Annotated in this window: 17 protein-coding genes and 1 pseudogene; 9 read left to right on the top strand and 9 right to left on the bottom strand. The window is 69.6% G+C overall.

Going from position 1 to position 18587, the window contains the following annotated elements:
• Positions 1–75 precede the first annotated feature (75 nt).
• The 8 genes and pseudogenes from urtB (at position 76) to BLT78_RS05600 (ending at position 8790) form a co-directional block, all read left to right on the top strand.
• Positions 76–1644, top strand: a complete 1569-nt coding sequence (gene urtB, locus BLT78_RS05630) for an urea ABC transporter permease subunit UrtB (protein ID WP_090348022.1) — start codon at positions 76–78, stop codon at positions 1642–1644.
• Entirely contained in the window at positions 1644–2750 is a 1107-nt protein-coding gene (gene urtC, locus BLT78_RS05625) for an urea ABC transporter permease subunit UrtC (protein WP_090348021.1), read from the top strand. The genes urtB and urtC overlap by 1 nt, the downstream gene beginning before the upstream one ends.
• A complete protein-coding gene (gene urtD, locus BLT78_RS05620) occupies positions 2747–3562 on the top strand; it encodes an urea ABC transporter ATP-binding protein UrtD (RefSeq protein WP_090348020.1) in 816 nt (271 codons plus the stop codon). The genes urtC and urtD overlap by 4 nt, the downstream gene beginning before the upstream one ends.
• A 119-nt stretch (positions 3563–3681) precedes the next feature.
• Positions 3682–4380: an urea ABC transporter ATP-binding subunit UrtE gene (gene urtE, locus BLT78_RS05615; RefSeq protein ID WP_090348019.1), complete on the top strand. Its 699-nt coding sequence runs from the start codon at positions 3682–3684 to the stop codon at positions 4378–4380.
• Between the two features lie 264 nt (positions 4381–4644).
• Positions 4645–5388, top strand: a pseudogene (locus tag BLT78_RS21960) (PDC sensor domain-containing protein); the annotation flags it as partial.
• Positions 5383–6660: a methyl-accepting chemotaxis protein gene (locus BLT78_RS21955; protein WP_408003109.1), complete on the top strand. Its 1278-nt coding sequence runs from the start codon at positions 5383–5385 to the stop codon at positions 6658–6660. The pseudogene BLT78_RS21960 and the gene BLT78_RS21955, both read left to right, overlap by 6 nt.
• A gap of 364 nt (positions 6661–7024) precedes the next feature.
• Positions 7025–7531 (top strand): DUF1993 domain-containing protein, encoded by a 507-nt coding sequence (locus tag BLT78_RS05605; protein WP_090348017.1) that lies wholly within the window; start codon positions 7025–7027, stop codon positions 7529–7531.
• 41 nt (positions 7532–7572) lie between these two features.
• Positions 7573–8790, top strand: coding sequence for a hypothetical protein (locus tag BLT78_RS05600; protein WP_090348016.1), 1218 nt, complete (start codon positions 7573–7575; stop codon positions 8788–8790).
• A gap of 31 nt (positions 8791–8821) precedes the next feature.
• Here the strand turns inward: BLT78_RS05600 and BLT78_RS05595 are convergent, their stop codons facing one another.
• Positions 8822–11035 carry a beta-agarase gene (locus BLT78_RS05595; RefSeq protein ID WP_090348015.1) on the bottom strand — a complete coding sequence of 738 codons (2214 nt, stop codon included), beginning with the start codon at positions 11033–11035 and terminating at the stop codon, positions 8822–8824.
• A gap of 104 nt (positions 11036–11139) precedes the next feature.
• On the bottom strand, positions 11140–12330 hold the full coding sequence (locus tag BLT78_RS05590) for a trans-sulfuration enzyme family protein (RefSeq protein ID WP_090348014.1): 1191 nt from the start codon (positions 12328–12330) through the stop codon (positions 11140–11142).
• A gap of 192 nt (positions 12331–12522) precedes the next feature.
• Here BLT78_RS05590 and BLT78_RS05585 point away from each other — a divergent pair, with 192 nt between their 5' ends.
• The gene (locus tag BLT78_RS05585) at positions 12523–13116 is read left to right on the top strand and encodes a nitroreductase family protein (RefSeq protein WP_090348013.1); all 594 of its coding nucleotides are present in this window, start codon (positions 12523–12525) and stop codon (positions 13114–13116) included.
• A gap of 106 nt (positions 13117–13222) precedes the next feature.
• Here BLT78_RS05585 and BLT78_RS05580 read toward each other — a convergent pair whose 3' ends face one another.
• From BLT78_RS05580 to BLT78_RS05550, 7 genes are all read right to left on the bottom strand, one after another.
• Complete coding sequence (locus BLT78_RS05580) at positions 13223–14008, bottom strand: sulfite exporter TauE/SafE family protein (protein ID WP_090352159.1); 786 nt, start codon at positions 14006–14008, stop codon at positions 13223–13225.
• A 152-nt stretch (positions 14009–14160) separates the two neighbouring features.
• Entirely contained in the window at positions 14161–15141 is a 981-nt protein-coding gene (locus tag BLT78_RS05575; protein WP_090348012.1) for a 2-hydroxyacid dehydrogenase, read from the bottom strand.
• Positions 15142–15289: 148 nt separating this feature from the next.
• On the bottom strand, positions 15290–16084 hold the full coding sequence (locus BLT78_RS05570) for an SDR family NAD(P)-dependent oxidoreductase (protein WP_090348011.1): 795 nt from the start codon (positions 16082–16084) through the stop codon (positions 15290–15292).
• Positions 16085–16120: 36 nt separating this feature from the next.
• A complete protein-coding gene (locus BLT78_RS05565) occupies positions 16121–16825 on the bottom strand; it encodes an NAD(P)H-dependent oxidoreductase (protein WP_090348010.1) in 705 nt (234 codons plus the stop codon).
• Positions 16826–16877: 52 nt separating this feature from the next.
• On the bottom strand, positions 16878–17240 hold the full coding sequence (locus BLT78_RS05560) for a 2Fe-2S iron-sulfur cluster binding domain-containing protein (protein ID WP_090348009.1): 363 nt from the start codon (positions 17238–17240) through the stop codon (positions 16878–16880).
• The gene (locus BLT78_RS05555) at positions 17237–17665 is read right to left on the bottom strand and encodes a tautomerase family protein (RefSeq protein ID WP_090348008.1); all 429 of its coding nucleotides are present in this window, start codon (positions 17663–17665) and stop codon (positions 17237–17239) included. Before BLT78_RS05555 ends, BLT78_RS05560 begins: the two co-directional genes overlap by 4 nt.
• A gap of 131 nt (positions 17666–17796) precedes the next feature.
• A complete protein-coding gene (locus BLT78_RS05550; RefSeq protein ID WP_090348007.1) occupies positions 17797–18552 on the bottom strand; it encodes an SDR family oxidoreductase in 756 nt (251 codons plus the stop codon).
• Between the last annotated feature and the right edge of the window lie 35 nt (positions 18553–18587).

The following is an 18587-nucleotide window of genomic DNA, read 5'->3' as shown; positions in this document are numbered from 1 at the left end:
CGCAGCGCGTGGCGACCAGCGCAAGCCCGCTCCTACAGGGTCCCGAGCCGTCATCGGGATATTCAGGACAGACCCATGCCCACCCCCCTTACCCGAATCCTGCTGAGCCTGCTGCTGTGGCTGCCCTTCGCGGCGCACGCCGGCGACGCCGCCGACTTCGTCGCCGCCAGCCCGGCGCGCCAGGCCCAGCTGCTCGAAGACTGGGCCGCCGCGCCCGCCCCCGAGCGCCTGCCGCTGCTCGACGCCCTGCAACAGGGCCGCCTGGCCGGCGACAGCGCCAGACAGCCGTTCATCGCCCAGGACGGCCGCTTCGTCGCCGTCGAAGACACGGCCCAGCCGCAAGGCACGCCGAAACCGCTGCGCCTGAACAACCGCCTGCGCGCCCTGCTCGCCAGCGCCCAGGCCAGCCACCAGTTGCTCGACGCCGCGCCGGCGGTGCGCCTGGCCGCCGCCCGGCAACTGCAGAAGAGCGCCAAGCCGGCGCAGCTCGCCCTGCTCGACGCGCGCCTGGCCGCCGAGGACGACGACGCCGTGCGCGACGCCCTGGCGCTGGCGCTGGCCAACCTGCAACTGGCTGCCGCCGACCCGGCGGTACGCCTGGCCGCCGTGCGCCTGCTCGGCGAAAGCGGCGAGCCGCTGGCGCGCACCCGCCTGGAGGCGCTGCTGGCCAGCGCGGAAAGCGACGCCCGGGTGCGCAAGGCGGCCGAAACCAGCCTGCATCAGGTGGAGCGCCGCCTGCTGGTCGGCGAACTGCTCGGCCAGGCGTTCAGCGGCCTGTCGCTCGGCTCCATCCTGCTGCTCGCCGCCCTCGGCCTGGCCATCACCTTCGGCCTGCTCGGGGTGATCAACATGGCCCACGGCGAGATGCTGATGCTCGGCGCCTACACCACCTGGCTGGTGCAGGGCGCCTTCCAGAAGTTCGCCCCCGGCTACCTCGACCTCTACCCGCTGGCCGCGCTGCCGCTGGCCTTCCTGGTCACCGCCGCCATCGGCATGGCGCTGGAGCGCACGGTGATCCGCCACCTCTACGGCCGCCCGCTGGAAACCCTGCTGGCCACCTGGGGCATCAGCCTGATCCTGATCCAGGCGGTGCGCGTGCTGTTCGGCGCGCAGAACGTCGAGGTGGCCAACCCGAGCTGGCTGTCCGGTGGCCTGCAGGTGCTGCCCAACCTGGTGCTGCCCTACAGCCGCATGGCGATCATCGGCTTCGCCCTGGGCGTGGTGGTGCTGACCTGGCTGCTGCTCAACCGCACGCGCCTGGGCCTCAACGTGCGCGCGGTCACCCAGAACCGCAACATGGCCGCCTGCTGCGGCGTGCCGACCGGGCGGGTGGACATGCTGGCCTTCGGCCTCGGCTCGGGCATCGCCGGCCTCGGCGGCGTGGCCCTGTCGCAGATCGGCAACGTCGGCCCGGACCTCGGCCAGAGCTACATCATCGACTCCTTCCTGGTGGTGGTGCTCGGCGGCGTCGGCCAGCTGGCCGGCACGGTGATGGCCGCCTCGGGCCTGGGTATCGCCAACAAGCTCCTCGAACCGCAGATCGGCGCCGTGCTGGGCAAGATCCTCATCCTCGCGCTGATCATCCTCTTCATCCAGAAGCGTCCGCAGGGCCTGTTCGCCCTCAAGGGCCGGGTGATCGACTGATGAACATGCCTCTCAACCCCACGCCACTCAACAACAGCCTGCTGGCGCGCGCCGCCGGCCAGCTCGGCCCGCGCGCGGCGCTCGCCCTCGGCCTGGCGCTGCTCGCCGTGCTGGTCGCCCTGCCGCTGCTGCACCTGCTGCCGGCCGGCAGCGCCCTGCACGTCTCGGCCTACACCCTGACCCTGGTCGGCAAGATCCTCTGCTACGCGGTGGTCGCCCTGGCCCTCGACCTGGTGTGGGGCTACGCCGGGCTGCTGTCGCTCGGCCACGGGCTGTTCTTCGCCCTCGGCGGCTACGCCATGGGCATGCACCTGATGCGCGAAAGCGCGGGCGACGGCCTGCCGGCGTTCATGACCTTCCTGTCGTGGACCGAGCTGCCCTGGTACTGGTACGGCACGTCCAGCTTCCTCTGGACCCTGTGCCTGGTGGTGCTGGCGCCCGGCCTGCTGGCGCTGGTGTTCGGCTTCTTCGCCTTCCGCTCGCGGATCAAGGGCGTGTACTTCTCGATCATGACCCAGGCGCTGACCTTCGCCGGCATGCTGCTGTTCTTCCGCAACGAGACGGGCTTTGGCGGCAACAACGGCTTCACCAGCTTCCGCACCCTGCTCGGCTTCGACATCACCGCCACCGGCACCCGCGCCGTGCTGTTCCTGTGCATAGTCGCGCTGCTGGCCGGCAGCCTGTACCTGGGCCTGCGCCTGGCGCGCAGCAAGTTCGGCCGGGTGCTCACCGCGCTGCGCGACGCCGAGAACCGCCTGATGTTCTGCGGCTACGACCCGCGCGGCTACAAGCTGTTCATCTGGGTGCTGTCCGCCGTGCTGTGCGGCCTGGCCGGGGCGCTGTACGTGCCGCTGGTGGGCATCATCAACCCCAGCGAGATGTCGCCGACCAATTCCATCGAGGCGGCGGTGTGGGTGGCCCTCGGCGGGCGCGGCACGCTGATCGGCCCGCTGCTCGGCGCCGGGCTGATCAACGGCATGAAGAGCTGGTTCACCGTGGCCTTCCCCGAGTACTGGCTGTTCTTCCTCGGCGCCCTGTTCATCGTCGTCACCCTGTACCTGCCCAAGGGCGTGATCGGTCTGCTGCGCAAGGAGAAAGAGCAATGAACGCCGCCACCACCCACCAGGCCGACCTGCCGCTGGACACCGGCCATCTGGTCGGCAAGGGCGTCAACGTCCGCCACGGCACCATCCTCACCCTCGAGGGCATCAACGTCAGCTTCGACGGCTTCAAGGCGCTGACCGACCTCAACCTGTACATCGGCGTCGGCGAGCTGCGCTGCATCATCGGCCCCAACGGCGCCGGCAAGACCACCATGATGGACGTGATCACCGGCAAGACCCGCCCGGACAGCGGCCAGGCCTGGTTCGGCGAGCAGCTCGACCTGACCGGGATGAGCGAGGTGGAGATCGCTCAGGCCGGCATCGGCCGCAAGTTCCAGAAGCCGACGGTGTTCGAGGCGCTCAGCGTGTTCGAAAACCTCGAACTGGCGCAGAAGACCGACAAGTCGGTGTGGGCCAGCCTGCGCGCGCGGCTGACCGGCGAACAGCGCGACCGCATCGACGAGGTGCTCGCCACCATCCGCCTGGAAGGCGCGCGCAAGCGCCCGGCCGGCCTGCTCTCCCACGGCCAGAAGCAGTTCCTCGAGATCGGCATGCTGTTGATGCAGGAGCCGCACCTGCTGCTGCTCGACGAGCCGGTGGCGGGGATGACCGACGCCGAGACCGAGTTCACCGCCGAGCTGTTCACCTCGCTGTCGCGCAAGCATTCGCTGATGGTGGTCGAGCACGATATGGGCTTCGTCGGCTCCATCGCCGACCACGTCACCGTGCTGCACCAGGGCCACGTGCTGGCCGAAGGCTCGCTGGAGCAGGTGCAGGCCAACGAGCGGGTGATCGAGGTGTATCTGGGGCGCTGAGATGCACGGGGTGCGCAGCGCACCCTACGAAGCGTGCCCGGTAGGGTGCGCCGTGCGCACCAGGCAGACCCGGCAATGTTGACGGGACGCCCCGGCGTCCCCTGCAAGAGGACAGACACATGCTGCAAGTCCAGCAACTCCACCAGTACTACGGCGGCAGCCACATCCTGCGCGGCCTGTCGTTCGAGGCGAAAGTCGGCGAGGTCACCTGCCTGCTCGGCCGCAACGGGGTGGGCAAGACCACCCTGCTGAAATGCCTGATGGGCCTGATCCCGGCAAAGGACGGGAAGATCCTCTGGGAAAATGCCGAGATCACCGGCTACAAGCCGCACCAGCGCGTGCATGCCGGCATCGCCTACGTGCCGCAGGGCCGCGACATCTTCGCCCGCCTGACCGTCGAGGAAAATCTGCTGATGGGGCTGTCGCGCTTCAGCGCCAGCGAGGCGAAGGCAGTGCCGGAATCCATCTACGAGCTGTTCCCGGTGCTGCGCGAGATGAAGCACCGCCGCGGCGGCGACCTCTCCGGCGGCCAGCAGCAACAGCTGGCCATCGGCCGCGCGCTGGCCAGCCGCCCGCGCCTGCTGATCCTCGACGAACCCACCGAAGGCATCCAGCCCTCGGTGATCAAGGAGATCGGCGCGGTGATCAGGCGGCTCGCCGCGCGCGGCGACATGGCCATCCTGCTGGTCGAGCAGTTCTACGACTTCGCCGCCGAACTGGCCGACCAGTACCTGGTGATGTCGCGCGGCGAGATCGTCCAGCAGGGCCGCGGCGAGAGCATGGAAGCCGACGGCGTGCGCGGGCTGGTGGCGATCTGAGCCGGCACCGGCCGTGCCGATACCGGAGCACGTAGACCAATTCGAATATCTGTCAAGGCGACACTTCTCGCAATGCAAAACATGTGAGACATTCGTCACACAAATCCCAGCGCAAGGCGTCTACCCCTGCGCCTGCCGGGATCTGTGCCGGGCAGCCGGACTGTCCGCACGGCATGCCGGGACCGCCCCCGCGCTACCAGCGTGGTGCGTTGCTCCGTGCGTCACCCTGACGAGTCGAGAGGTTGAATCTTGGAAAGGAAGAAGATGAGCCTGCGCGCCAGGCTGTTGGCATGCGTGGTATCCATCGTACTGGTCGGCTTCGCCGCCACCGTGACGGTGCTCAGCCAGCAGGCGGCCTCCCTGCAGAACGACACGGCGCTCGATTACGCCCGCGAGCGGGCCGAGCACGAAAGCTCGGCCGTCTCGCTCAGCATCGAGCGCGCCCTCAACACCGCCCATGTACTGGCCGACACGCTCGGCAGCCTGCGCAGCAGCGGCAAGGCCGACCGCGAGACGGCCAACACCATTCTGCGCGGCGTGCTGGCCGGCAATCCCGGTCTCCTCGGGGTGTGGAGCGGCTGGGAGCCCGATGCCTTCGACGGCAAGGATGCCAAGTACGCCAACACCGCCGGTCACGATGCCAGCGGTCGCTTCGTGCCCTACTGGAATCGTGGCGCCGGCAGCCTGCAGGTCGAGCCGTTGATCGACTATGACAAGTCCGGCGCCGGCGACTACTACCAGCTGGCCAAGCAGACACGCCAGCCGGTGCTGCTCGACCCCTACCTCTACACCGTGGCCGGCAAGGAAACCCTGATCACCACCCTGACCGTACCGATCATCGTCGACGGCCGCTTCCTCGGCGTGGCGGGCGTCGACATCGCGCTGGCCAGCCTGCAGGAGATGGTCGGCAAGCTGCGCCTGTTCGATACCGGCTACGCGACCCTGCTGTCCAACGCCGGTATCGTCGTCGCCGACCGCGACCCGGCCAACGTCGGCCGCGACATGACCGACGCCGGCTTCAGCGAGGAGCAGCGCGGCCTGATCGCCGCCGGCCAGATGCACCGCGAGAGCCTGATCGACGCGCGCCTGGGCACCGAGGTGACGCGCCTGTATGTCCCGTTCAAGGTCGGCGCGACCAGCACGCCCTGGGCCTTCGTCGCCAACGTGCCGGAGAACGAGGTGCTGGCCGGCATCGCCATCCTGCGCAACGTGGCCATCGCGCTCGGCCTGCTGAGCATCGTGCTGGTTTCCGTCGGCCTGAGCATCGCCCTCAACCGCATGGTACTGCGCCCGATCGGCGGCGACCCCGAGGATGCCGCGGCCATCGCCAGCCGCGTGGCGCAGGGCGACCTGAGCCAGCCGATCCGTCTGCGCGACGGCGACGACAACAGCCTGATGGCCCAGCTCAAGCACATGCAGGACAGCCTGTGCGCGGTGGTCGCCAACGTGCGCCAGGGCTCGCAGAGCGTCGCGGTCGCCAGCGCGCAGATCTCCCAGGCCAACGGGGACCTGTCCTCGCGGACCGAAAGCCAGGCCAGCGCCCTGGAGGAAACCTCCGCCTCGATGGAGCAGTTGGGCAGCACCGTGCAGAACAATGCCGAGGGCGCCGCCCAGGCCAACCAGCTGGCGATGAGCGCCTCCGACGTGGCCGTGCGCGGCGGCTCGGTGGTCGACCGGGTGGTCGACACCATGCGCGAGATCGACGACAGCTCCCGCAAGATGTCCGAGATCATCAGCGTGATCGACGGCATCGCCTTCCAGACCAACATCCTCGCGCTGAACGCCTCGGTCGAGGCCGCGCGTGCCGGCGAACAGGGCCGCGGCTTCGCCGTGGTGGCCAACGAGGTGCGCACCCTGGCGCAGCGCTCGGCCGACGCCGCCAGCGAGATCAAGCAGCTGATCGCGGTGAACGTCGAGCGCGTCGCCGCCGGCAGCAGCCTGGCCGACCAGGCCGGCAGCACCATGCAGGACGTGGTCGAGGCCATCCAGCGGGTCACCGACATCATGGGCGAGATCAGCGCCGCCAGCCGCGAACAGAGCGCCGGGGTCAGCCAGGTCGGCCTGGCCATCACCCAGATGGATCACGCCACCCAGCAGAACGCCGCCCTGGTCGAGGAGATGGCCGCCGCCGCGACCAGCTTGCACAGCCAGGCCGAGGAGCTGGTGCAGACCGTGGCGCTGTTCAAGGTCGGCGAGGAGAGCGCCAGCTACCGCAGCGCGGCTCCCGCTACGGCCGCGCGGTCGCTGCCGGCGCGGGGTGCTGTCGCCGAGGCCTTCTGACCGGCCCGGCCCGGGAGCCCCGCCGGCCGGCGGGGCTCCGCACGGTGGTCAGCCAGTCACGGCGCTACCGAGCGAGTCCCGGCATCGCCCTGCAAGTGAACATCTCTCGGTCATTACCCCGCGCAACAGCCAGTGCGGACACAGCCTGAGAATTCGCCGCCGGGCATGCTTTCGGCGGCCGCACCGGGAATACCCGTCCCCAGACAGCACACCTCCAGCGACAGCATGCGCGCCGCCCAGTGGCGGTTGCGCGAATCCCTGCGCATGCCCCGGCGACAGGCGGCTGCACGGCACGTCGTCGACTAACCTGAAGGGAGCTGGCACCGCGCAAGCCGGTGCCGGCGATCCCGCCAAGGAGTCGAAAATGTCCCTGTCCATGTACCAGGCCTCCATCCCCGTGCTCTGCCGCGGGCTGGAAAACCTCGCCGCCCTGCTGCGCAAGGCCGCCGCCCACGCCGAAGCGCGCAAGATCGCCCCGGCGGTCTTGCTGGATGCCCGCCTCGCCCTCGACATGTTTCCGCTGGTGCGTCAGGTGCAGATCGTCTCCGACACCGCCAAGGGCTGCGCCGCGCGCCTGGCCGGCATCGCAGTGCCGAGCTTTGCCGACACGGAAAGCAGCTTCGCCGAGCTGCAGGAGCGTATCGCCAGGACGCTGACCTTCCTGCAGGGGATAACGGCAACCCAGGTCGACGGCAGCGAGGAGCGGCCCATCGTGCTCAAGGCGCACGAGCGGGAAATCCACTTCAGCGGGCAGGCCTACCTGCTGACCTTCGCCCTGCCCAACTTCTTCTTTCACCTGACCACCGCCTACGCAATCCTGCGCCACCATGGCGTCGAGGTCGGCAAGCAGGACTATCTGGGCCCGCTCTGAGCGGGGCAAACCGGAACATCGACACGGCATCGGAGCCATCCATGAAGTCAAGCAATGGCCGCCCGCCACCGTCCGCACAGTTCGCCAGCGATCCGGGCGACTTCTCGCTGGTGCTCGGCGGCCCGCTGTTTCAGCTGTTCCGCCGCGCCCACCTCTCGGGCGATACGCTCGAACTGGTGCGCAAGCGCATAGTGGTGATCGCCCTGTTCGCCTGGCTGCCGCTGCTGCTGTTCTCGGCGCTGGAGGGGCGGTTGCTGGATGGCGGAGTGGCCATTCCCTTCCTCATGGATTTCGAAGTCCATATCCGCTTTCTGATCGCGATGCCGTTGCTGATCGTCGCCGAACTGGTCGTGCACCAGCGCATCCGTCCGGTGGTGCAGCAATTCCTCGCGCGGGGGCTGGTTGCGGACCACGAGCGGAGTCGTTTCGAATCCGCCATCGCCTCCGCCATGCGCCTGCGCAACTCGGTGACCGCCGAGGCGCTGCTCATCGCGCTGGTCTACGGGCTGGGCGTGCTCGTCATCTGGCGCCAGTTCGCCGTGCTGGATACCGCCTCCTGGTATACGGTGCCGACCGATTCGGGGTTCGAGCTGTCGCTGGCCGGGGTCTGGTACGGCTATGTCAGCGTGCCGGTATTCCAGTTCCTGCTGGTGCGCTGGTTCTTCCGCATCGCCATCTGGATGCGCTTTCTCTGGCAGGTATCGCGCATCGAGCTGAACCTGATCCCGACCCACCCGGACCGGGTCGGCGGGCTGGGCTTCCTGGCCAACTCGGCCTACGCCTTCATGCCGCTCGCGCTTGCCCACGGCGCACTGCTGGCCGGCATTCTGGCCAACCGGGTCATCCACCTCGGCACCACTCTGCCGGCGTACAAGGCCGAGATTGCCCTGGTGGTCACGTTCATCCAGATGCTGGTACTCGCCCCGCTGTTCGTTTTCACCGCCCAGCTGGCCGCGGCCAAACGGGTCGGCCTGCGCGAATACGGCGGGCTGGCGATGAATTACGTGCGCGAATTCGACCGCAAATGGCTGCGCGGTGGCGCCGCGCCTGACGAACCACTGGTGGGCAGCGGCGATATCCAGTCGCTCGCCGACCTTGGCAACAGCTTCGCGGTGGTGCAGGAGATGCGCCTCGCCCCGGTCACCCGCGATGTGATCATCCGTCTCGCGATCACCACCCTGCTGCCGGTGGGGCCTCTGCTGCTGACCATGATGCCCCTGGAGGAGCTGCTGAAACGCCTGCTGGGGATCGTCCTGTAACCCGCGCCTGGCGGGCGGGATCGCCGGCCGATCAGCGGCTGGCCGCCCGCTCATCGCCGGTCAGTTTCGCGGCGACCGCCCGGTTGGCCTCCCGCACCGCCGCGACGAAGCCGGAATAGGGCCGGTCGGTGATCGCCACCAGGCCGAGGTGGCCGTTCTCGCCGTCGAGCAGGCGGCCGGTGACCGGCTGGTCGAGGTACTGGAACCAGTGCAGGCCGACGATGCTCGGCTCCTCCAGCGCCCGCGCCAGGTAGTGCGCATAGGCCGGGCCGCGCTGCTCTTCGGTCCACACCTCCTGCAGGCCACCCCAGAACGGCCCGCGGTCGCGCGAGCCGAAGTGGAACTCGGTGATCAGCAGCGGCTTGTCCAGTGCGCGCAGCACGGCGAAGTCGTAGCCGTGCTGCGGCTCGCGGGTATAGAAGTTGAAGCTCAGCACGTCGCAATGGCGGGCGCAGGCGTCCACCGCCTCCGGAATGGTGCCGGCGAAACGCCCGCCGAGCAGCAGGTGGTTGGGCGCCTGCGCCGCGAGCTGCTCGGCGACGATGCGGAAGTAGGTGTCGGCGTACAGACGCTGGAAGCGCTGCAGGTCCTCCTCGATGGCCGGATGCCCGGCCTCCGGCAACGGTGCCGCGAAACCCGCGCCCTCCAGCACGCTCCAGTCGGCCAGCGCGATGCCCCAGGCCGCCGCCAGCTCCTGCGCGGTGGCGTAGCGGCCGCGCAGCTGCTCGACGAAGGCGCGCTTGGCCGGCGACTCCGGCCCCAGGCGCAGGCTGCCCAGCGCCAGCGCGTAGCGCGCGCGCAACGGCTCGCCGATGCCGACCCAGGCCAGCTCGTTGTCGGCGAAGTAGCCGATCAGCCAGGGATCGTCGGCGTGCCCCGCGCTGGCGACCCGCACGGCGCGCTCGGCGGCTTCGGCGAAGCGCGGATCGAACGGGTCGGGCATGCCGCCCCACAAATCGAGGCCGGTGCTGACGGTGGCGAAGTTGCCGGCGATCAGCAGCGGCAGGGTGTAGGGCACGCGTCGCGCGTCGACCAGCGTGGCGTCGCTCCAGTTGCCGATGGTGTTGAAGCCCCAGGCCTGCAGGCGCTCCAGGGTGTGCACCGTCCAGCGCGGGCTGTCGAAGTCGCCACACTCCGGCGCGCCGCTGCAGGCCGGCGCGCCGTAGCTTCGCCGCAGGTTGGCGCGGTAGAAGTCGAACCAGCGGCCGTGGGCGAAGCCCAGATCGCGGCTGGCGCCGGTGCCGCGGCGGCTGTCGCCGACGCCGTAGTAGGCGGCCAGCGCGCTGCCGGGCGCCGGCAGCTCGGCGAACATCGCCTCGCGGCCCTCGACGTAGGTGGCGCTCTGCACCGCGCTGATCGCGTTGACGCCGAGGGAGTAGAACGGATGGCCGTCCGGGGTGACCAGATACCAGCGGCCGTCGCGCTTCTCGGTGCGGAAGAAGCCGCTGGCGGCGAAGCTCGGGCCATCCAGCAGGCCGCCGAAGCGGTCCTGGCGCGGCCGTTCGGCCAGCCAGCGCTGCAGCAGGAGGTTCTCCGTCACCGCCGCCTCGCGCAGCTGGGCGTCGCTGGCGATCTTCTCCGGCCACTGCCCGCGACTGAACTGGCCGTAGCCGTCGACGATGCCGGCATAGGCGGCCTGCTGCAGATCCGCCTCGCTGCGCACGCCGACGCGGCCGAGCAGCAGGCTCTGCGGCGCATTGGGATGGTCGAGGGACAAGGTGACCGCCACCACCCGGCTGCGGTCGAGCCGGCCGTCCACCTGGGTGGCCAGCAGGGTGCGCCGCTCGCCCTCGCCCCACGGCATCGGCGGCGCGGAGCGCATGCCCTGGCCGCGCGGCGAACCGGCCTGCAGCGGCACCAGCAGCTCCTGCGCCGGGCCGGATGGCAGGGCGATGCGACTGCTCAGCACCTGGCCGTCGGCGCTCTCGATCTTCACGTCGAGGGTCAGCGCCCAGTCCATCGCGCTCTGCAGGCGCAGGCTGAGGGCGCTGGCCGCAGACCAGTCCCAGCTGCCTGCGAGCGGAGTCAGGCGCAGGCTGGCCATATCGCCGGCGGCGAAGGTCACCCGGCGCAACGCCTCGCCCTGCGCGGTCAGCTCGGCGGCACCGGCCGCCAGCGCGGCGTTGTCGGTGGCGAGGGCCACCGCCGGCCCGGGACTGGCGAAGTCGAACAGCGGCAGCGGCGCGGCGTGCAGCGGTCCGCCGAGCAGCAGCGACAGCACGGCGTACAGAACAGGGCGAAGCATCGGACGGCTCTCCATATGGCCCGCCAGGCATGCCCGGCGGGCGTCGACAAGCGCCAGTAGACCACGCGCGCCTGCGAGAATTGCACGAGTAACGGCCGGGCAGCTCAGATGCGGTCGAGCGCCTGCACGAAGTCGGCGACGATGTCCGCCGCCTCCTCGATGCCCACCGAGACGCGCACGGTGCCGTCGTGGATATCCAGGCTGGCCAGGGTCGCCGCATCCAGCGCACGGTGCGAGGTCTTGCCCGGGTGGCTGATGCTGGTCGCCACGCCGGCCAGCGAGGGGGCGAACACCGCCAGCTGCAGGGACTGGATCAGCCGGTCGACCTCGTCCAGCCCGCCCCTGAGGGTGAAGCTGAGCATCCCCGAGCAGCCGTTGGGGAACAGGCGCGTGGCCAGTTCGTGGTCGGGATGCGACGGCAGCCCCGGGTAGTAGACGCGCGCCACCCTGGGATGCCCCTCCAGCGCCTCGGCCAGCGCCTGGGCATTGCGCGAGTGGGCCTGCATGCGCAGGGCCAGGGTCTTGGCGCCGCGGAAGGTCAGCCAGGCCTCGAACGGGCTGGCGCTGCCGCCGGCGTTGATCTGGAAGCGCCGCGCCTGCGCCACCCACGCGGCGTCGCCGGCGAGGATGCCACCGGTGGCGTCGCTGTGGCCGTTGAGGTACTTGGTGGTGCTGTGCAGCACCAGGTCGGCGCCGTCGGCCAGCGGGCGGTACAGCGCCGGCGAGAGGAAGGTGTTGTCGACCACCAGCTTGAGGCCGTACCGCTTCGCCAGCGCCGCCAGCGCCGGGATGTCGCTGACCCGCACCAGCGGGTTGGACGCGGTTTCCGTGTAGATCAGCCGGGTCTGCGGGGTGATCGCCGCTTCCACCGCGGCCAGGTCGCCTATGTCGACCAGCGTCGAGGCGATGCCGAAGCGGCTTAGCTCCTTCTCGATCAGGCTCTGCGTGGTGCCGTACAGCTCGCGACTGGCGATCAGGTGGTCGCCGGCGCTCAGCACGCCCTGCAGCGCGGCGCTGATCGCCGCCATCCCCGAGGCGCAGAACAGCGCGTCTTCGCCGCCCTCCAGATCGCGGATCAGCGCCTCCAGCGCCGCCGGGTTGGGGTTGCCGATGCGCGTGTACATGAAGTTGTCGGGGTTGCCGGCGAGGAAGTCGTCGACCTGCGCCAGCGAGTCGTAGACGAACACCGAGGTCTGGTAGATCGGCTGGGTCTTGGCGTGGGTGACCATGTGGCGGTCGACGTCGTTGCCGCTGTGCACGGCGCGGGTGGCGAAGCCTTGAGTGGATGCGGACATGGGACATTCCTGGACAGGGGCACGCCGCCAAGGGTAGCGCGATCGGTGCCGACGGAGGATGCGGCGACAGGACTGGCGCAGCGGATGCCCTACCCTAGCCCCCCTTCATTCAGGCATAAACTATTGATTTACTATTTCGATATTCGCTAAACGGATCGGCCCGACCTCGTGCCAGTCCAGCCAGGAGAGACCATGAGCAAGAACCCCCGCGTCGCTACCCACGACATCGACCCGCAGTTCCTCGAGCGCTGGTCGCCGCGCGCTTTCAACAACGAGAACATTCCCGAGGCCACCCTGCTCGGCTTCATCGAGGCCGCACGCTGGGCGCCCTCGGCGTACAACTCGCAGCCCTGGCGCTTCCTCTACGCGCGCCGCGACAGCGCCGACTGGCCGCGCTACCTGGGCCTGCTCAACGAGTTCAACCGCGGCTGGGCGCAGCACGCCTCGGCGCTGCTGGTGATCGTGTCGAAGACCACCTTCGCGCCGCCGGGCAAGAGCGAGGAGCAGCCGGCGCCCTCGCACACCTTCGACACCGGCGCGGCCTGGGGCTTCTTCGCCCTGCAGGCGCACCTGGCCGGCTGGCACACCCACGCGATGACCGGCTTCGACAAGGAGCTGGCGCGCAAGGCGCTGAAGATTCCGGCCGACCACGAGATCCACGCCATGGTCGCCGTCGGCAAGCGCGGCGACGCCAGCAACCTGCCCGAGTCCCTCCAGGCGCGGGAAACCCCCAGCCCGCGCCTGCCGCTGGAGGCCATCTGCGCCGAGGGCGACTTCACCCTGTAAGGCCTGGCGCGAAGGCGCACCGCGCGCCTTCGCCACACGCCCCCGCAAATGCAAAGCCCGCCTTGCGGCGGGCTCCGGGAACGCTCTGCAGCCGATGCGGCAGTACTCAGAAGGCCAGCTTGAAACCGACCAGCGACAGCATCACCGCCAGACAGGGACGCAGCAGATGCTCGGGAATCCGCCCGGTCAGGTGGCTGCCGAGATAGATGCCCGGCAGCGAGCCGACCAGCAGGTAGCCGAGCAGCTGCCAGTCGATGCTGCCCATGCCGGCGTGACCGAGGCCGGCGACCAGGGTCAGCGGCACCGCATGGGCGATCTCGGTGCCGACCAGGCGGCGGGTGGGCAGGAACGGATAGAGCATGAACAGTGCGACCGTACCCAGCGCGCCGGCGCCGATGGAGGTCAGCGTCACCATCACGCCGAGGATCACCCCGGTGACCACGGTCAGCGTGTTGAGGGTCGGGGCACTGAGGTGGAAACTGTCGTCGGCATGCCGGCTGGCGAAGGCCATCAGCTGCTTCTTGAACAGGATCGCCAGGGCGGTGAGCAGCAGGACGAAGCCCAGCGCCTGCTTGATCAGGGCGTTGAGGGCCTGCTGGTCGGTGTGCAGGCTGTTCAGGAACAGCAGCGTCAGCGCTGCCGCCGGCACGCTGCCCAGGGCCAGCCAGCCGGTGATCTTCCAGTCGATGTTGTCGTTCTTGCGGTGCACCAGCACGCCGCTGGACTTGGTGATCGCCGCATACAGCAGGTCGGTGCCCACCGCAGTCGCCGGGTTGATGCCGAACCACAGCAGGATCGGCGTCATCAGCGAACCACCGCCGACACCGGTCATGCCGACGATAAAGCCGACCACCAGGCCAGCCACCACAAAACCGATTATCGCGGCATCCATCATCACACCCAGCTCACGGAGCGAAGTTCCATCGAAACTGGGCGGCAGGATAGCGGCTTTTCTACATAAGCATTTAGAACGATGTGACCTGTAGTTATAACCACAGGCCGCAGGGGCAGCCGCCGCACCAGGGCCGCGCGGCTGCCCTCGCCTCAGCGAGCGCCTGCCTCGCGCACCTGCGGATTGACCATGCAGCGCGGCGTGCCGCCAAGCAGTGCGCGCTCGAGGTTGTCCAGCGCCAGCTCGGCCATCGCCAGGCGCGTCTCGTGGGTGGCCGAGCCCACGTGCGGCAGCGTCACCACGTTGGGCAGGGCGAACAGCGGCGACTCGCGCAGCGGTTCCTGCTCGTACACATCCATGCCGGCGGCGCGCAGCTGGCCGCTCTGCAGCGCCTCGACCAGCGCCGGCTCGTCCACCACCGGGCCGCGGGCGACGTTGACCAGGATGGCACCCGGCTTCATCAGCGCCAGCTCGCGGCGGCCGATCAGGTGGCGGGTCTGCTCGCTGAGCGGCACCACCAGCACCACGAAGTCGGCCGCGCCGAGCAGCTCGTCGAAGGCGCAGAAGCGCGCGCCCAGCTCCGCTTCCAGCGCCGGCTTGCGGCTGTTGCCGCTGTACAGCACGTTCATGTTGAAGCCGAACCGGCCGCGGCGGGCGATGGCCGCGCCGATATTGCCGAGGCCGAGGATGCCGAGGGTCTTGCCGTGCACGTCGCTGCCGAACTGCGCCGGCCCCACCGGCGCCTGCCAGTGGCCGGCCTTGACCCAGGCGTCCAGCTCCGGCACGCGCCGCGCGGCGGCCATCAGCAGGGTGAAGCCGAGGTCGGCGGTGGTCTCGGTGAGCACGTCCGGGGTGTTGGTGAGCAGGATGCCGCGCTGGTTGAGGTAGTCGAGGTCGTAGTTGTCGTAGCCCACCGAGATGCTGGAGACCACCTCCAGGCAGGCCGCACGCTCCAGCTCGGCGCGGCCGAAGCGCCGGCCGACGCCGAGCAGGCCGTGCGCCTCGGGCAGCGCCGCGGCGTACTGGGCCGCGATGTCGCCGGCCGGATCGAGCACGCTGACGTTGAAGTTCTGCCGCAGACGCTGCTGGTGTTCGGGGCTCAGGCGGCTGAAGACGAAGACGTTCTTTTTCATGGCGATTCCGTGCACGAAGGGAACCGCGAGGGTGCCGCCGGGCGCCGGCGCCGGTCAAGCGACCCGCTTACCGCCTTGCCCCCGCCACGGCTGGCCGGAGCGTCCGCCGGCGAACGCCTTGCGCCGGCGGACTCGCGGACTCGCGGACTCAGGCGATGCTCTCGACGATCCCGCCATCCACCCGCAGCGCCGCGCCGGTGGTGGCGCTGGCCTGCTGGGAGGCGACATAGACGCACAGGCTGGCCACCTCCTCCGGGCTGGCGAAGCGGCGGATCAGCGTCGAGGGGCGGTTCTCCCTGAGGAACAGTGCCTCCATCTCCTCCAGCGATACGCCGCGCTCCCTGGCCATCTGCGCGAAGAAGGCGATCACCCCCTCGGTGCGGGTCGGTCCGGGCAGGATGCTGTTGACGGTCACCCCGCTGCCGGCCAGCACCTTGGCCAGGCCACGCGACACGCCCTGCAGCGCCGCCTTGCTGACGCCGTAGTGGACCATCTCGGCGGGGATGTTCAATGCCGACTCGCTGGAGATGAACTGGATGCGTCCCCAGCCACGCGCCTGCATGCCGCGCGCATAGTGGCGCGCCAGGCGCACGCCGCTCATCACGTTGATCTGGAAGATCTCCTCCCAGTCGGCATCCTCGATGGCGAAGAACTCCTTCGCACCGTAGACGCCGAGGTTGTTGACCAGGATGTCGGCCTCCGGCTCGGCGGCGATCAACGCCCGGCAACCCTCGGCAGTGCCGGCGTCGACCACCACGCCACGGGCCTGGCTGCCGGCGCGGGTGTCGCGCAGGCTGGCCAGCGCGGCGTCGACCCGCCCCGCCTCGCGGCCGCAGACCACCACGCTCGCCCCGGCGTCGGCCAGGCCCCTGGCGATGGCCAGGCCGATACCGCCGGTGGAGCCGGTGACGATGGCAGTCTTGGCGGAAAGGTCGATGATCATGAAGGAACTCCTGTGATTGCAGGTGAATGAACGGTTTCAGCGTGCCAGCGGCAGCAGGCGTTCGTCATAGTCGGCGAGACTGGGGAAGCGCAGCGGTTCCAGGCTGTCCAGCGCGCCCAGGTGGCGCTGGTAGTCGGCGAGGATCTGCGCACGCGCTGCGTCGTCGACGTAGGGCACGTGATAGCCGATGAAGGGCGGCAGTACTGCGAAGCCGCAGTAGGCCAGGCTGCCCTGCAGCAGCGGGCGCAGCAGGGTTTCGATCTCGCCGTGAATCGCCCCGGCGCCGAACATGTGCTCGCGGCCGCCGAGGGTCAGGGTCACCAGCGCGCGCTTGCCGCACATGCCGCCACGGTCGTAGATGCGCCGACCGCCGTAGAACACCCCGGAAATCATCACTCGGTCGATCCAGCCCTTGAGGATCGCCGGCATCGAGAACCAGTACAGCGGGAAGTTGAAGATCAGCAGGTCGCACCACTGCACCTTGGCGATCTCGGTTGCGATGTCCGGCGCCAGGGTGCCGGCCTCGAAGTTGTGGCGCTGTTCCAGGGCGTAGACCAGATAGTCCGGGTTGGCCCGCGAGCCGAAGTCGGCGGCGCTGGCCACCGGGTTCCAGCCCATCGCATGGAGGTCGGAAACCTGCACCGCGTGGCCAGCGGCGCTCAACTGCTCGACGGCGCAATCCTTCAGCGCGCTGTTGAACGAGCGCGGCTCGTGGTGGGCGTGGACGATCAGTACGTTCATGAGGGCGTTGTCCAATCCTGTAGGGGCGAATTCATTCGCCGATGCTGCCATGTCAGGCGAATGAATTCGCCCCTACCGATTGGTCTGCCAGCGGCGCTGGCGGAATTACCCCCTTGCACACCGCCTTGTGCAGCTTGCCGACCACCTTGAGGCTCAGGTCGCTCTGCGCCTGGATGCAGCAGGCCAGCACGGTGCCGTGTTCCTGCTCGTCGAGGCTGACGTGCTGGCGGCTCATGGTGCGGGTGGTCCGGTAGTCGCCGCTGGTCACCTGCACCTTGCACACCCCGCAGCCGCCGCCGCGGCAGCCGACCGGAATGCCCTTGCGGCCGAGCCTGGCCATGCCGTTGAGCACGGTTTCCTGCTCGTCGCAGGCGTAGCGCTCGCCGGTGTCCTCGATATGGATCTCGTGTTTCATGCGGCACCCTCCCCGGCTGCGGCGCGGGCCGCAACCTCATCGGCGCGCAGCACGCTGGCCGGCGCGCCACCGATGGACCAGTCCTCCGGCGGCACCCGTCGGCACAGGCCGCGCACCAGCTCGCGTGGCACGCCGAGCACGTCCTCCAGCAGGTCGGTGAAGCCCTGGTGCAGACGCTGGCGATCTTCCAGCGCGCGGCCGTCGAGCACGATGAATTCGAAGAACGGCGCGTGCAGGCCGTTGGCGCTGCACGGCGCGCCGGCGACGGCGAACCGGCTGGCGGGATAGGTGGTGATGAAGGCCCGCACCCGCTCGATGGGCGCCTTGAGCACCTCGGCGTAGAGCCGCGAGGCTCCCTTGAGCAGGTGCTCTTCCTGCTCCGGGGTGCTGTGTCCGGCAAGCAGATGGAAGTTCACGACAGGCATGGCGCATCTCCGATTATTTTTGTCTGCGCATTCAATCCGCAGCCTGCACAGGGTGCGCTGCGCCCGGCAAGGCTTCGGCATGGATTCGGTGCGAACAGCGCACCGCAGATGCAGGGTGCGCAAGGCGCCCCCTACGGCAGCCCCCGACGCCGCCCGGAATCCAGCATCAGCGTAGAGCCGGTCATCGCATCGGCCTCCGGCGCCAGCAGCAGCGTCACCGCCCAGGCCACCTGCTCCGGAGTGGTCAGCGCGCCGAGCGACGACTCGGCGCACAGCTCCGCCAGCACCGCCTCGGTACTGATCCCGCGCAGCGCGGCACGGTCGGCGGCAACCCGATGCAGGCGCTCGGTATCGGCCGGGCCGGGGGCGATCAGGTGCGCGGTGATGCCGCGCGGGCCATAGGCCAGGCTGAGCTGGCGGCTGGCGTTGGCCAGCGCGGCGTTGGCCACCCCGGCCGCCGCCGCGTAGGCGGTCGGCTCGAAGCCGTAGTGGCCGCCGATGGCCACCAGGCGCGAGCCCCTCACCAAACGCGAGTCCACCGCGCGCACCAGCCGCAGCAGGCCGCCGACCTTGATGTTCACCGCATCCACCAGCGCCGAAGTCGGCGCCTCCAGCACCCCACCAGCCACCGCCACGCCCGGCCCGTGCACGACCATGCGCACCGGGCGGTCGACGGCGGCGGCAATCGCCACGATGGCTTCGTCGCTGGCGATATCGGCCACGCAACCGGTCACGCCGGCATGGCGGCTGGCCAGTGCATCGATGCTCGCCGCGCTGCGCGCCACCGCCAGCACCTCCAGGCCTGCGGCGCACAGCCGTCCGACTATCGCCTGGCCGAAGGCGCCGGTGGCGCCCACCACCACGGCCAGTTCCGTGTTCGCACTCATGTTCACCTCCCGGGGCAAACGCATGGAGCCGATTT

The sequence above is a fragment of the Pseudomonas oryzae genome (assembly GCF_900104805.1).
In the GTDB taxonomy this organism is placed as follows: domain Bacteria; phylum Pseudomonadota; class Gammaproteobacteria; order Pseudomonadales; family Pseudomonadaceae; genus Geopseudomonas; species Geopseudomonas oryzae.
The sequence above is the reverse complement of the archived record's forward strand: the minus strand, read 5'-3'. Positions and strand labels throughout refer to the sequence as shown.

Excerpts from the sequence above, each read along its gene's own strand:
- BLT78_RS05570 (WP_090348011.1), bottom strand. The coding sequence starts at position 16,084 with ATGATCATCGACCTTTCCGCCAAGACTGCCATCGTCACCGGCTCCACC.
- BLT78_RS05560 (WP_090348009.1), bottom strand. The coding sequence starts at position 17,240 with ATGAAACACGAGATCCATATCGAGGACACCGGCGAGCGCTACGCCTGC.
- BLT78_RS05605 (WP_090348017.1), top strand. The coding sequence starts at position 7,025 with ATGTCCCTGTCCATGTACCAGGCCTCCATCCCCGTGCTCTGCCGCGGG.
- BLT78_RS05595 (WP_090348015.1), bottom strand. The coding sequence starts at position 11,035 with ATGCTTCGCCCTGTTCTGTACGCCGTGCTGTCGCTGCTGCTCGGCGGA.
- BLT78_RS05565 (WP_090348010.1), bottom strand. The coding sequence starts at position 16,825 with ATGAACGTACTGATCGTCCACGCCCACCACGAGCCGCGCTCGTTCAAC.
- BLT78_RS21955 (WP_408003109.1), top strand. The coding sequence starts at position 5,383 with ATGACCGACGCCGGCTTCAGCGAGGAGCAGCGCGGCCTGATCGCCGCC.
- urtD (WP_090348020.1), top strand. The coding sequence starts at position 2,747 with ATGAACGCCGCCACCACCCACCAGGCCGACCTGCCGCTGGACACCGGC.
- BLT78_RS05555 (WP_090348008.1), bottom strand. The coding sequence starts at position 17,665 with ATGCCTGTCGTGAACTTCCATCTGCTTGCCGGACACAGCACCCCGGAG.
- BLT78_RS05550 (WP_090348007.1), bottom strand. The coding sequence starts at position 18,552 with ATGAGTGCGAACACGGAACTGGCCGTGGTGGTGGGCGCCACCGGCGCC.
- urtC (WP_090348021.1), top strand. The coding sequence starts at position 1,644 with ATGAACATGCCTCTCAACCCCACGCCACTCAACAACAGCCTGCTGGCG.
- urtE (WP_090348019.1), top strand. The coding sequence starts at position 3,682 with ATGCTGCAAGTCCAGCAACTCCACCAGTACTACGGCGGCAGCCACATC.
- BLT78_RS05600 (WP_090348016.1), top strand. The coding sequence starts at position 7,573 with ATGAAGTCAAGCAATGGCCGCCCGCCACCGTCCGCACAGTTCGCCAGC.
- BLT78_RS05585 (WP_090348013.1), top strand. The coding sequence starts at position 12,523 with ATGAGCAAGAACCCCCGCGTCGCTACCCACGACATCGACCCGCAGTTC.
- BLT78_RS05575 (WP_090348012.1), bottom strand. The coding sequence starts at position 15,141 with ATGAAAAAGAACGTCTTCGTCTTCAGCCGCCTGAGCCCCGAACACCAG.
- BLT78_RS05590 (WP_090348014.1), bottom strand. The coding sequence starts at position 12,330 with ATGTCCGCATCCACTCAAGGCTTCGCCACCCGCGCCGTGCACAGCGGC.
- BLT78_RS05580 (WP_090352159.1), bottom strand. The coding sequence starts at position 14,008 with ATGGATGCCGCGATAATCGGTTTTGTGGTGGCTGGCCTGGTGGTCGGC.
- urtB (WP_090348022.1), top strand. The coding sequence starts at position 76 with ATGCCCACCCCCCTTACCCGAATCCTGCTGAGCCTGCTGCTGTGGCTG.